Annotated in this window: 6 protein-coding genes; 3 read left to right on the top strand and 3 right to left on the bottom strand. The window is 63.8% G+C overall.

What is annotated here, in order from left to right; translation table 11 throughout:
• The first annotated feature begins 174 nt into the window (after nucleotides 1-174).
• The 3 genes from HHL26_RS20010 (at nucleotide 175) to pgl (ending at nucleotide 10,199) form a co-directional block, all read left to right on the top strand.
• On the top strand, nucleotides 175-894 hold the full coding sequence (locus HHL26_RS20010) for a sigma-70 family RNA polymerase sigma factor (RefSeq protein WP_240962531.1): 720 nt from the start codon (nucleotides 175-177) through the stop codon (nucleotides 892-894).
• 243 nt (nucleotides 895-1,137) lie between these two features.
• On the top strand, nucleotides 1,138-9,477 hold the full coding sequence (locus HHL26_RS20005; RefSeq protein WP_206377553.1) for a glucoamylase family protein: 8,340 nt from the start codon (nucleotides 1,138-1,140) through the stop codon (nucleotides 9,475-9,477).
• Nucleotides 9,474-10,199 carry a 6-phosphogluconolactonase gene (pgl, locus tag HHL26_RS20000; RefSeq protein WP_169576644.1) on the top strand — a complete coding sequence of 242 codons (726 nt, stop codon included), beginning with the start codon at nucleotides 9,474-9,476 and terminating at the stop codon, nucleotides 10,197-10,199. Before HHL26_RS20005 ends, pgl begins: the two co-directional genes overlap by 4 nt.
• A 62-nt stretch (nucleotides 10,200-10,261) precedes the next feature.
• Here the strand turns inward: pgl and HHL26_RS19995 are convergent, their stop codons facing one another.
• Genes HHL26_RS19995 through gnd form a run of 3 tightly spaced genes read right to left on the bottom strand, consistent with a single transcriptional unit; the run spans nucleotide 10,262 to nucleotide 13,535 of the window.
• A complete protein-coding gene (locus HHL26_RS19995; RefSeq protein WP_346765608.1) occupies nucleotides 10,262-11,086 on the bottom strand; it encodes an HAD family hydrolase in 825 nt (274 codons plus the stop codon).
• A gap of 8 nt (nucleotides 11,087-11,094) precedes the next feature.
• The gene (gene zwf, locus HHL26_RS19990) at nucleotides 11,095-12,561 is read right to left on the bottom strand and encodes a glucose-6-phosphate dehydrogenase (protein WP_240962530.1); all 1,467 of its coding nucleotides are present in this window, start codon (nucleotides 12,559-12,561) and stop codon (nucleotides 11,095-11,097) included.
• Nucleotides 12,558-13,535, bottom strand: a complete 978-nt coding sequence (gene gnd, locus HHL26_RS19985) for a phosphogluconate dehydrogenase (NAD(+)-dependent, decarboxylating) (protein ID WP_066564435.1) — start codon at nucleotides 13,533-13,535, stop codon at nucleotides 12,558-12,560. Before gnd ends, zwf begins: the two co-directional genes overlap by 4 nt.
• Nucleotides 13,536-13,545: the final 10 nt, after the last annotated feature.

The raw sequence follows: 13,545 nt of genomic DNA, 5'->3' as shown, positions 1-13,545 counted from the left end.
TGCCCTCCGCTAAGCGACGGGGACCTGGCGCTCTGTCCGTCGCGACGACAGATCGCCGATCTGGCGTGAAATCGGGCCTTCGCAACCCTCGTAACGCGGAGTGAACCGCGGCGCGGCCGATCGCGGCGATTGTCGCATCTCTCTTCCCCGGATGCGAGGTGAATGGAGGCAAATATGTCCGCTTGTTCTGGCGCCGCGTTTCATCCCGGCATTTCCGCTGCTCCGCGCGGCGACGCCCGTTCCAAACTTGAGCTGGCCTCGGAGCTCGCCCTCGTCATGCAGCGCAATGATCGGCAGTTGCAGCGCACCGCCTGGCGGATCCTGCGCAATCGCGAGGACGCCCAAGATGCCGTCCAAAGCGCCTACCTCAACGCGTTGGCGGGTATCGGCAGCTTCGCAGGACGATCGACACTTTCGACCTGGTTGACGCGCATTGTCTCCAATGCGGCGCTTGCGCATGCCCGCTTGGTACAGAGGCGCCGAGCATGGCTCGAGCAGCCTACGTCGATCGCGGAGAGCTATTGCGAGACGCTAATGCGCGGCTCGATCCCGAGTTCGCCCGAACGGGCCTATGCGCGCCACCAGATCCTGCAACTGATCAATGATGCGATCGACCGGTTGCCCGCTCAGTTCCGCACGGTCTTCGTGCTGCGACAGATCGAGGAACTCGATGTTGGCGAGGTCGCCGAACTGCTCGGCATCAACACCGCCACGGTCAAGACCCGGCACCTGCGTGCGCGACGGCGGCTCCAGCGCGCCCTTGCTCCAGCGCTCGGAGCTGCGCCCGCGAGCATGTTCCCGTTTGCCGGCGACGCCCGCGACCAAGCGGTGGGCCGATCACCCGAGGCCGCACCGCTTGCAGACTGGTCGAACGCACGGGGAGAGATCGCATGAAACACGGTCGCGACGGCATCACTGTCGTGAAAGCGCCCGCGACGGCCCATGGTCCGCAGCATCTTCTTCACGCATTCTTCAAGGCCGCTTCCCCCAAGCCGCCGTGGGACGACACGGCGGCCATCCGCGAGGCGCTCTTCAGCGTCGAGCGGCTGGAGGAGCATGCCCACAGCCTTGCGCGCGCCCAGACCGTCAAGCCCCACCGACAATTAGGCCACCCGCTGCTCGACCGGCTCGCCGACAATGAAACAAGTCTCGTGCAATCCTATCGATCGATCTGTTCGGCCATCGTCGACAAGGCCGCCATCACCCCGGCCGGCAGAATGGCTCATCGACAATTTCCATCTGGTCGAACGCCAGATCCGAGAAGTGCGGCTCGACTTGCCGCCGCGTTATTATCGACAGCTGCCCAAGCTTGCCGGTGGTCCCTTCGCTCGCCTGCCCCGAGTCTTCGGTTTGGTCTGGGCCTATGTCGCCCACACCGATAGCCGCTTCGACGCGAACAGCTGGTGCACCTTCATCCAGGCCTATCAGGAGGTGCAACCGCTCACGATCGGCGAATTATGGGCTTCGGCGATCACCCTGCGCATCATCCTGATCGAGAATCTGCGGCGAATTGCCGAGCGGATCGTCTACAGCCGCGACGAGCGCCGGATGGCCGATGAGATCGCCGACCGACTGTTGAGCGCAGCGGAGAGCGACCAATCGGACACCGACCTGGTCGACCAACTCGGCCGGGAAGCGCCCTCCGATGCACTGGCACTCCAACTGGCCCATCGGCTTCGCGACCAGAACCCGGCGCTTACCGCCATGCTCGGCCGCCTCGACGAACGTCTCGCGACGGACGGGCGGACGATGGACAGCGCCATCCGCGACGAGCAGCAGAGGCAGATCGCGGCCAATGTGACGGTGCGCAACATCATCACCAGCATGCGTCACATTTCGGATGTGGACTGGGCCGTCCTCTTCGAGCGCGTCTCGCTGGTCGATCCTGTGCTTGCCACGGGATGCGCGTTCGCCGAGATGGATTTCGCCACCCGCAACCTTTATCGCACATCCGTCGAGCAACTCGCCCGAGGTTCAGACTGCAGCGAGTTGGATGTCGCGCGCCTGGCCGTCGAAGCCGCGGCCGCGGCAACCGAACGCCGCCGCAAGGATCCGGGATATTATCTAGCGGCCGAGGGCCGCCCGGAATTCGAGGGCACGCTGGGCTTTCGTCCCTCCTTGGCGACGCTCGCAAGCCGCGGCTATCGGGCGCTCGGCGTCGGCGGCTATGCCGGGGCGGGCGCGCTCATCGCCTTGCTCTTGCTGGGCTTCCCGGTGATCTTTCACGTCGAGGCCAGCGTCGATTGGATATTGCTCGGATTTCTCGGCCTCTTGGGCGCGGTACCTGCGATCGATTCCGCTGTCTCGCTTGTAAACCAGGGCTTGACCCACCAGTTCCGCGTCACCCAGATTCCCGGTCTTGAGCTGCGCGGTGAGGTTCCCGCCGAGTTGCGCACCCTCGTGGTCATACCCACCCTGCTGACCAGTTCCGACGCGATCCTCGAGCAGGTCGAGCAACTGGAAAGCCACCACCTTGCCAGCATATGCGGCGACATCCAGTTCGCGCTGCTTTCGGATTGGCGCGATGCGGCAAGCGAGACGGTCGATGGCGACGACATCCTCTTGCAGACAGCCATCGATGCCGTCGCGCGCCTGAACCAGCGGCACCCGCCCTCGCCCAGCGGCGCCAGGTTCCTGTTGCTCCATCGCCGCCGCGTCTGGAACGAAAGCGAAGGCCGGTGGATGGGCTGGGAGCGCAAGCGCGGCAAGCTCCATGAACTGAACCGCCTGCTCCGCGGCGCCAGGGACACGACATTCATCGCCCTCGCCGGGCAGCCGCCAACGGTATCCGAGGGCGTTCGTTATGTGATCACCCTGGACGCGGACACCCGCCTTCCCCCCGACACGGTGCGCCGGCTGATCGGCAAGATGGCGCATCCGCTCAACCACCCCATCGTCGACCCCGTCAAACGCCGCGTCATCGAGGGCTACGCCATCCTTCAGCCTCGCGTCACACCCAGCCTGCCAGTCGGAGCGGAGGGCTCGGCCTATCAACGGGCCTTTTCCAGCCCAAATGGCATCGATCCCTATTCGTCCGCGGTTTCCGACGTGTATCAGGACCTGTTCGGCGAAGGCTCCTATGCCGGCAAGGGCATCTATGCGGTCGATGCTTTCGAGACCGTGCTCGCCGATCGCGTGCCGGACTCGACCCTGCTGAGCCATGATCTGTTCGAGGGCGTATTTGCCCGGACCGGCCTCGCAACCGACGTCGAGGTCGTCGAATCCTACCCGACCCGCTATGACGTCGCGTCACTTCGCTACCATCGCTGGGCGCGGGGTGATTGGCAATTATTGCCCTGGATCCTCGGTTGGAGCGTGCTGCTCGGAAAATCGCGGCGCTTGCCCGCCCAGATGCCGGCTAGCGGCCGCTGGAAAATGATCGACAATTTGCGGCGGTCCGTCACGCCCTTGACCTGCGTGCTGGCGCTGTTGGCGGGATGGGCGTTGCCGTTCGATGCGGCCCTCGTCTGGACGCTCTTTTTCCTGGGGACGATTGCGCTACCGAGCCTGGCGCCCGTTTTCGCATCGGCAGGTGCCCGACATCCCGGCATCCCGGCACGCGTGCATTTGGCGAGGGTGTTGCACGATCTTGGCGACGCGCTCTGGCAAATTCTGCTGATCGTGACGCTGCTCGCGCACCAGGCCTGGCTGATGGCCGACGCGGTCATACGAACCCTGACGCGCCTGTTCATCACCCGCCGCAATCTCCTCCAATGGACACCCGCCGCCCAAGCGACGATCGGCCGCGATCCGAGCCTCGGCACCTATTACAGCTGGATGGCGGGCGCCGTTGTGACGGGCGTCGTCGCGATAGCTGGAACCGCGTATTTCGGGGACCGCACCTTCTATCTCGCTGCGCCCTTCGCGATCCTCTGGATCCTTTCGCCCGCAATCGCGCGATGGGTGAGCCGACCGTCCAGCGCCGTGCCGGAACAGATATTGAGCGATACCGACCGCCAGGCCCTACGACTGATTGCACGGCGCACCTGGCGCTATTTCGAGACCTTCGTCACGCCCCGCGACCACATGCTTCCCCCGGACAATTTCCAGGAGACGCCATCGCCGGTGCTCGCGAGGCGCACTTCACCGACCAATATCGGCCTCTACCTCCTGTCGACCGCAAGCGCCCATGATTTCGGCTGGGCAGGCGCTATCGATACAGCTGAGCGGCTCGAGGCGACGATGGCGACGATGGCGAAGCTCGACCGCTATCGCGGCCATTTCTATAATTGGTACGACACCGAAAATCTGCGCGCCCTCGATCCGCAATATGTTTCGTCCGTCGATAGCGGCAATCTTGCGGGCCACCTCATCGCGCTCGCCCGTTCGTGTGAAGATTGGTCCGTCCGCACACTTGATGATGCGGAACGGCTTGCCGGCATCTTCGATGCACTCTTGCTCGTGCGCGAGGAGGTCGAGGCCCTTCGCGACGCACGGCGCACCGAAACCGTCACGTGGCGGCAGCTCGACGATGAAGTCGCGCTCATCTTCGCTCAGCTGGAAACCACACCAGCCGAGGGCACAACGCTGGCCGAGCGGCTCCATCGGCTGGCTGCACCTGCGGAGATTCTCGTCGATCTCGCCAAGGCCTTCGCGGCGGAGCGCGGAGAGGACGCCTCGAACATCAAGTTTTGGGCGCAGGCGGTTTGCCATTCGATCGCCAGTCACCAACGCGACCTGTCGGCCGACGGCGATTTCGCTACCCGCCTGACCGCCATCGGTCGCAGCGCACGGGAAATGGCGTTGGCGATGGAGTTTGACTTCCTCCTCAACCAGGAGCGTCAGCTTCTTTCGATCGGGTTCGTGGTGCGCGACGGCGCGCTCGATGAGAGCTGTTATGACCTCCTCGCCTCGGAAGCCCGTCTGGCAAGCTTCATCGCGATTGCCAAGGGCGACCTACCCGCCCGGCACTGGTTTCGGCTTGGACACAGCGTCACCCCGATCAAGGGCGGTGCTGCATTGCTGTCTTGGTCCGGCTCGATGTTTGAATATCTTATGCCCGCCTTGATCATGCGCGCGCCGAGCCAAAGCATCCTTGGGCGCACCAATCGCGCCGTTATCCGCCGCCAACGAGATTATGCCAAGGCGCTGGCGATGCCGTGGGGCATTTCCGAATCCGCCTATAACGCCCGCGACCTCCATCGCACCTATCAATATTCCAACTTCGGAATACCGGGCCTCGGCCTCAAGCGCGGTCTCGGTGAGGATGCGGTGGTCGCGCCTTACGCCACAGCGCTCGCCGCGCTCGTCGAGCCGGTCTCAGCGGCGCGCAACTTCACCCACCTGGCACAATATGGCGCGCGTGGCCGGTTCGGATTTTTCGAGGCGCTCGACTTCACCACCCGCCGTCTGTCGGAGGGGCAAAATGTCGCGATCGTCCAGGCCTTTATGGCCCATCACCAGGGGATGACCGTCGTCGCACTAGCCGATACGGTGCTTGGCGGGATGATGCGCGAGCGGTTCCATTCCGAACCGATCATGCACGCGGTGGAATTGCTTCTGCATGAGCGCATGCCCCACGAAATCGCCGCGGCGCCGTCCTGGGCAAGCGATGCCAAGCCCGACGCGAAGATCCGCGAATTCGCGACGATCACCGCTTGGCGACACGTCGATCCGCATGCTGCTTCGCCGGCCACGCATCTCCTCTCCAACGGGCGCTACACTGTCATGCTGACGGCGGCTGGGTCGGGCTACAGCCGTTGGCGAGATCAGGCCGTTACCCGCTGGCGCGAGGACACGACGTGCGATGACTGGGGCTCCTATCTCTATTTGCGCGATGTCGAGAGCAATCAGCTTTGGTCAGCGACCTATCAGCCGACGAGCGTCGAGCCGGATTATTATTCCGTCGAGTTCAACGAGGAACGCGCGACATTCTTGCGCCAGGACGGCGATCTCCATACGGCGCTCGAGGTGGTCGTCTCGACCGAGGACGACGCGGAGGTGCGCCGCCTCACGATTACCAATAATGGACGCCGTCCCAGAGAGATCGAGGTAACCTCCTACGCCGAGATCGCCATCGCACCGCAAGCGGCCGATGTCGCGCATCCGGTGTTCTCGAAACTCTTCATCCAGACCGAGTTTGTCGCCCGCTTCGGAGCCATCCTCGCGACCCGCCGCCGGCGATCAGCGGACGAAACAGAGATCTGGGCGGCGCATCATTCGGTCGCTTCAGGTGACGTTGTCTCGAACGCGGAATTCGATTCCGATCGAACCCGATTTCTGGGACGCGGGCTCGGCGTTCGCACCCCGGCCGCAGCTATGGATGGTCGACTCCTCGCGCGCTCTACCGGTACGATTCTGGACCCCGCATTCGTCCTGCGCCGGCGGGTCCGCTTGGCGCCGGGTGCCGCCGCGCGCATCGACTTCTGGACGGTGGTGGCGGACTCGCGCGAAAAGCTGCTCGACGTTGTCGACAAAACGAACGACATCAGTGCCTTCGAGCGGGCGGTGACGCTGGCTTGGACGCAGGCTCAAATCCAGCTCCATCATCTCGGTATTGAGCGGGATGAGGCGAACGACTTCCAACGTCTCGCTGGCCATCTCATCTATGCTGGTCCATCCCTTCGATCCTCCTCGGAAATCATCACGAGCGGCGCAGGCCCGCAATCAGGCCTTTGGCCACAGGGGATCTCGGGCGATCTGCCGATCATCCTGCTGCGCATCGCGAACATCGAGGACATAAGGCTCGTCCATCAGCTGCTGCAGGCCATGGAATATTGGCGCAGCCGCAGGCTCGAGGTCGACCTCGTCATCCTCAATGAACGTGCCGCCTCCTATGTTCAGGATTTGCAGACGGCGCTTGAGACCACATTGCGCACCAGCCAGGCCCGTCCACCCGCATCGGCAGAAGGGCTGACGGGCCAGGTATTCATCCTGCGTGCCGACCTTGTTTCCGCCGAAACCAGTGCCTTGCTGGCCTCTGTCGCGCGCGTCAGACTAACAGGAGATGGCGGCGGTCTCGCTGAGCAACTCAACCGCATCAAGGCCCCGATCCCTCCCCTACGCACAGATCGCCGGACGGCCGCGCAAACGGCCCCATCGCAACCCGACACCGAGGCCGGGGCGCCGCTCGAATATTTCAATGGAATCGGCGGCTTTGCCGACGACGGCCGCGAATATGTCATCACCCTGGGCCCCGGCCAGTCGACCCCTGCGCCATGGATCAACGTCATCGCCAACCCGAACTTCGGATTCCAGATTTCAGCCGAAGGATGCGGCTTCACCTGGTCGGTCAATAGCCGCGAACACCAACTGACTCCTTGGTCGAACGATCCCGTCACCGACCGTCCCGGCGACGCCATCTATCTGCGCGATGAGGACACAGGTGAGCTCTGGTGTCCGACAGCGCTTCCCATTCGCGACGAAATGGGGGTCTATGTCACCCGCCACGGCTGGGGTTATAGTCGCTTCGAGCATATGGCGCGCGGCATTGCATCGGAAATGACGACGTTCGTGCCCAAGGCCGATCCCATCCGGATCACGCGATTGAAATTGCGCAATCAGAGCGATCGGCGGCGGCGTGTGTCCGTCACCGCCTATGTCGACTGGGTTCTAGGCACATCGCGGGCGGCAGCCGCGCCCTATGTCTGCACCGAAGTCGATCCGGACCTTCAGGCGATCTTCGCGCGCAATCCGTGGAACGCCGCCTTCGCCGGCAGGGTCGCCTTTCTGGACCTTGCCGGCCAGCAGACAAGCTGGACAGGGGACCGCCGCGAGTTCATCGGCCGCAACGGCTGCCTGTCTGATCCGGTCGGGCTAGCCGGATCAGCACGGCTGTCGGGCAATGCCGGGGCAGGTCTTGATCCGTGCGGCGCCATGGCAACAACGCTCGAGCTGGCGCCAGGCGCCGAGAGTGAAATCGTCATCCTCCTCGGCGACGCCACCGGGCCGGAGGAAGCCACCGCACTCATCAATCGCTATCGCGAGGCGGATCTCGATGCGGTGTTCACCGAAATTCACGATCAATGGGAAGAGCTGCTCGGCACCGTCAAGGTAAAGACACCCGACCGATCCCTGGACATCATGGCCAATGGCTGGCTCCTTTACCAGACGATCGCCTGCCGCCTATGGGCGCGTTCCGGCTTCTACCAGGCGAGCGGGGCTTATGGTTTCCGCGATCAGCTCCAGGACGGCATGGCGCTGGCCGCCCTGCATCCGTCCTTCACGCGCGAACATCTGTTGCGCGCCGCCGCGCGCCAATTCGCCGAGGGCGACGTCCAACACTGGTGGCTTCCTCATTCAGGCGCAGGCGTCCGCACCCGCATCTCCGACGACAGGCGCTGGCTCGCCTTTTGTGTAGCCCAATATCTCGACGTGGCCGGCGATGCCTCGCTGCTCGACGAGGCCGTTCCCTTTCTGGAGGGGCAGAAGCTGAAGGACGACGAACATGACAGCTTCTTCACGCCCACCGTCTCGGACCGAATAGCGAGCGTATACGAGCATTGCGCGATCGCGCTCGACGCCAGCCTCGCGCGTGGCGCCCACGGTCTTCCCCTTATCGGCGGCGGCGATTGGAACGACGGCATGAATCGGGTGGGCAGCGGGGGTCAGGGTGAAAGCGTATGGCTCGCCTGGTTGTCGCATATGGCGCTCACCGCCTTCGCCGCGATAGCCGAGGCGCGTGGTGAAGCGGCGCGGGCGTCGACATGGCGCGAAGCGGCGAAGGCATTGCAAAAGGCGCTGGAGGACAATGCGTGGGACGGCGGATGGTACCGGCGCGCATGGTTCGATGATGGCACCCCCATCGGGTCGGCGACGAACGACGAATGCCGGATCGATTCGATCGCGCAATCCTGGGCCGTCATTTCGGGTGCCGCGCAGTCAGAGCGCGCAGCGCGGGCGATGGACGCCGTCGCGCGGGAACTGATCCGCGACGATGATGGTCTTGCCTTGCTGTTCACGCCACCTTTTGATCGAACGCCTCACGATCCCGGCTATATCAAAGGCTATCCACCGGGAATTCGCGAGAATGGTGGCCAATATACCCATGGCGCCGTCTGGTCGATCATCGCGCTTGCGCGGCTCGGCCAAGGCGCGAAGGCAGCCTCTCTCTTTTGGCTTCTCAACCCGATCAACCACGCCCGCAACCGCTCCGATCTGCGCCGCTACAAGGTGGAACCCTATGTCGTCGCGGCCGACGTCTATTCCGCGGCGGATCATGTCGGCCGGGGGGGATGGACCTGGTATACGGGATCAGCCGCCTGGCTGTATCGCGCCGGGGTGGAAGAGATATTGGGGCTGCGCTTGCGCGGAACGGCGCTCCATCTCGATCCGTGCATTCCCGATAGCTGGCCCGGCTTCGAGATTTCGCTGCGGCGCGGATCGACCCGCTTCGAGATCCGTGTCGAAAATCCCTGGGGTGTCGCAAAGGGGATCGCCTCGGCGCGGATTGACGATACCGAGATCGCCGAGCGTCCTTTCGAGATCGATCTCCCCGATGACGGCAAAACGCATCAGATCCTGGTCGTCATGGGATGAACCGCCCGTCCGAACGGTCGGGCGCCGCCCTCGTATGGCAGTCGTTCGAGGATGCGGCAGCAATGGCGGCTCCGGTCGCCGACGTCGTCCAGTCGATCCTGAGGTCCGCGATCGCAGCGCGCGGTTCGGCCGTCATTGCTGTACCCGGCGGCCAGACACCCAAGCCGATCTTTCACCAGCTCGCCGTCCGCGACGTCGACTGGCCGCGCGTGACGCTGCTGCCGACCGATGACAGGCTGGTGCCAATCGACGATCCGCTTAGCGGGGCCGGCTTGATCCGTACCTATTTCGGCAGCACCGGCGCGATGCTCCTCACCTTGTTCGACGGCGAAGCCGATCCCCGGTCCGCCGGCGACACGGCCGACCGCAAGCTGCGCAGGCTACGATGGCCGCTGGACCTTGTGTGGCTGGGCATGGGCGAGGACGGACATGTCGCATCGATCCTCCCCGGACCCGATTTCGATGCCGCGCTGAACGCTCCCGCGCGCCGGCTCGCCTATGGCGTGACCCCCGACCCGCTTCCGGCGGCAGCGCCCGTCGCACGGGTCACCTTGACACGCGCCGCGCTTGTGGCGACCCGCTGCCTGCTCCTGACGATCACCGGCGAGACAAAGCGCGCCGTCGCGGAACAAGCGATCAGAGAGGGATCCTCGTCCAATCTCGCCATTGGACGCGTGCTGTCATCGATCCGCGCGCCGGTCGCGATCTACTGGGGCCGGTGAGCGCATTCAGCGCCGTGCCCCGATCGACCGCACGCACAAAGGCCCGTCCAGCACTGCCAAGATCAAGATCGGGCAATTCTTGGACGAACGAACCGATGGACGGCGTCCGCGACACCATCCTCCTCGTTGCTGGCCGCGGTCGCGCTCGCGGCCGTCCGAACGCTGGCGGGCGCCTGCCCCATCGCCACCGCAAATCCCACGCGGGCGAACATCGGTACATCATTGGGCATGTCACCAAGCGCGGCGACCTGGGCCAGTTCGACCCCGAACGCCCGGGCCAGCGCGGTTATCCCGTCGCCCTTGTTGGCGAGGTTGTGGGTCACATCGAGATAATAAGGCTGGGAACGCACAACCGCCGCTTGCTCGCCGACCATTGCCTTTGCGCGCTCCTCGAGCTCGCGGAGCAGATCATGGTCATCACTGACGCCGATGATCTTGTCGACACGGCCGTCCAGGCCCGCAAAATCGGTCCGGATTACCGGTGCGATTCCCGCTGCGAGCCGCTCGCGGGCGAGATGCGGATTGTCCAGTCGCGTGACGAACCACGCGCCATCGGCATAGACCCAGGGTGCGACGCCCGGTCTGTCGATCAACCGCAGGATCGTCGCGGCAACGGCACCTTCAAGCCGGTGGGCGAAGTGGATCGTGCCGTCGCGATCGAACAGGGTTCCGCCGTTGAATGCGGCAAATGGTCCACTGAGGTGCAACGTAGCAGCCAGTTGCAGAATGCCGCGCGGCGGTCGCGAGCTTATCAAGGTGGTCGCCACACCTTCAGCGGCCAAGGTCAGAATCGCATCGCGATTGACGTCGGACAAGCTCTTGTCGTCGCGCACCAGCGTACCGTCGATGTCCGATACGAGAAGCCGGATCTCCTCGGGAGATGACACACCTGATCTCATCGCGCGATCGGATGCCAGGCGCGTCCATCGCGAGCGAGCATTGCATTGGCCTCGTCCGGTCCATCGCTTCCGGCAGCATAGCATTGGGGCCGTCCCTCGCCACTGCCCCAGACATCGAGGATTGGCTGCACAACTGCCCAGGATGCCTCGATCGCATCAGCGCGCTGGAACAAGGTTTGATCGCCGATCAGCAAATCATAGAGCAGGGTCTCATAGCCGGTAAGCTTGCCCAGCTCGAAACGATCCGCATAGCGAAAATCCATGGTGACCGGTGCCGCCGCAATCGCCGGTCCCGGCAATTTAGCGAGGAAGTCGAAACTGATCCCCTCATCGGGCTGGATCTGGATGATCAAGCGATTGGGCGGGAGGCCGTTCATATCGCTATGACGAAACAAGGCGCACGGGACCGGTTTGAACTGGAGCACGATCTCCGTATCGCGCCGCGCCAGCGCCTTGCCGGTCCGCAGGTAGAAGGGAACACCCGACCATCGCGATGTGTCGAGCAAGAGCTTCACCGCAACAAAGGTTTCGGTGTCACTGTCCGGATCGACATCGGGTTCGTCCGAATAGGCACTTCGCGGCTCATCGCCGACGCGTCCCGCGCCATAACGGCCTCGCACAACGTCCGTCGTCACCTGCTCGGGCAAAAATTTGCGCATCGCTTCGATGACTTTGCTCTTCTCCGTCTGGACGGCGGCGGCAGCGAAGCTGTTGGGAGGCTCCATCCCGACCATCGCGAGAAGCTGGAACAAATGGTTCGGCACCATATCCCGCAGCGCGCCCGTCGCATCATAGAATTTCCCTCGCCGACCGACCCCGACAGTCTCCGCGGCCGTAATCTGTACATGATCGATATAGCGATGGTTCCACACCGCCTCGATCATCGGATTCGCAAAGCGCGCGACGAGGATGTTCCGTACCGTTTCCTTGCCCAGATAATGATCGATCCGATATATTTGGGATTCCCCAATCAGCTTTAGGAGGCGGTCGTTGAGCGTGCGGGCCGAAGCGAGATCGTGCCCAAACGGCTTTTCGATCAGGACACGACGAAAGCCCGCATCCTCCTTGAGCAAATCGGCCACCGATAACCGCTCGACAATAGGCGCGAAAAATTCCGGAGGCGTAGCGAGGTAGAAGGCGGCATTGCCGGCGTAGGCGAGCTGCTGGCCAAGCGCGCGATAGGTCGCCGGATCGTCGAAATCACCCTTTAGATAGGTGATGCGATTGCGCAATTTGCTCCAACCGGATGGGCTGGGATCGGTGAACGTGTCGAGACGGGCGCGCAGCGCCGCGTCATCCATAGCCTCATAGCCGATGCCGAGGATCCGCAGATCGTCTCCGATCCGGTTTTCGCGCCGAAGATTGGCGAGGGCCGGGACCAGCAAGCGGCGCGTCAGATCTCCGGTCACACCGAAAATCACCAGGGTCGCGGCGGGAGCCTGATCCGAATTGCCGGTCATCATTGCGGAATCTCGACATGCCCTCCGAAGCCGAAGCGCATCGCGGACAGGAGCTTGTCACCGAAGGTAGTATCGACGCGGCTGCGGTACCTCGCAAAGAGCGCCGCCGACAAAACATATGCCGGCACCGCCTCTTCCATCGCCGCATCGACCGTCCACCGACCCTCGCCGCTGTCCGCGACATGGCCGCTATATTTTTCGAGGGTATGGTCGCGCGCAAGCGCGGCAGCGGACAGGTCGAGCAGCCAGGAGGAAATGACACTGCCGCGCCGCCACACCTCCGCCACGTCAGGCAGAGCGATCGTGAACCGCTCGTCTTCGGGAAGCTTCTCCGACGCCCTGGCGTTCAGAATGTCGAAGCCCTCGGCATAGGCCTGCATCAGACCATATTCGATGCCATTATGGACCATTTTGACGAAATGCCCCGCGCCCGCTGGTCCGACATGGACATAGCCACGCTCGGCGCGTTTACTAGGACCATCGGCGCCGTTGGTACGCGTTATGGTCCCAAGGCCGGGTGCCAGCGCCTCGAAGATCGGGTCCAGTTCGTCCACCGCCCTGTCGGGGCCGCCGATCATCAGGCAGTAACCACGCTCGAGGCCCCAGACACCCCCCGAGGTGCCGACGTCAACATAGTCGATACCCAGCGCCGCGAGCGCTTTGGCCCGGCGGATGTCGTCCTTGTAGAAGCTGTTGCCGCCGTCGATCACGATGTCGCCGCGCGCGGCGATCGTCCCGAGCGCGGTGATGGTCTGTTCGGTCGCCTCGCCGGCTGGCAACATCACCCAGAATATCCCGGGTGTTGCCAGTTTGTCGGCCATATCCTCAAGCGAGGCGGCCGCGATGGCACCGTCCGCCACGACCGTCGCGATCGCTTGTTCCCCATGGTCCCAGGCGACGACCTCATGCCCACCGCGCATCAGTCGCCTGGTGATGTTGCCGCCCATGCGGCCAAGCCCGATCACGCCTATTCGCATGTCGTCACCT

The sequence above is a fragment of the Sphingobium sp. TB-6 genome (assembly GCF_012927365.1).
Classification (GTDB): Bacteria; Pseudomonadota; Alphaproteobacteria; order Sphingomonadales; family Sphingomonadaceae; genus Sphingobium.
The sequence above is the reverse complement of the archived record's forward strand: the minus strand, read 5'-3'. Positions and strand labels throughout refer to the sequence as shown.

Excerpts from the sequence above, each read along its gene's own strand:
- zwf (WP_240962530.1), bottom strand. The coding sequence starts at position 12,561 with ATGATGACCGGCAATTCGGATCAGGCTCCCGCCGCGACCCTGGTGATT.
- gnd (WP_066564435.1), bottom strand. The coding sequence starts at position 13,535 with ATGCGAATAGGCGTGATCGGGCTTGGCCGCATGGGCGGCAACATCACC.
- HHL26_RS20010 (WP_240962531.1), top strand. The coding sequence starts at position 175 with ATGTCCGCTTGTTCTGGCGCCGCGTTTCATCCCGGCATTTCCGCTGCT.
- pgl (WP_169576644.1), top strand. The coding sequence starts at position 9,474 with ATGAACCGCCCGTCCGAACGGTCGGGCGCCGCCCTCGTATGGCAGTCG.
- HHL26_RS20005 (WP_206377553.1), top strand. The coding sequence starts at position 1,138 with ATGAAACAAGTCTCGTGCAATCCTATCGATCGATCTGTTCGGCCATCG.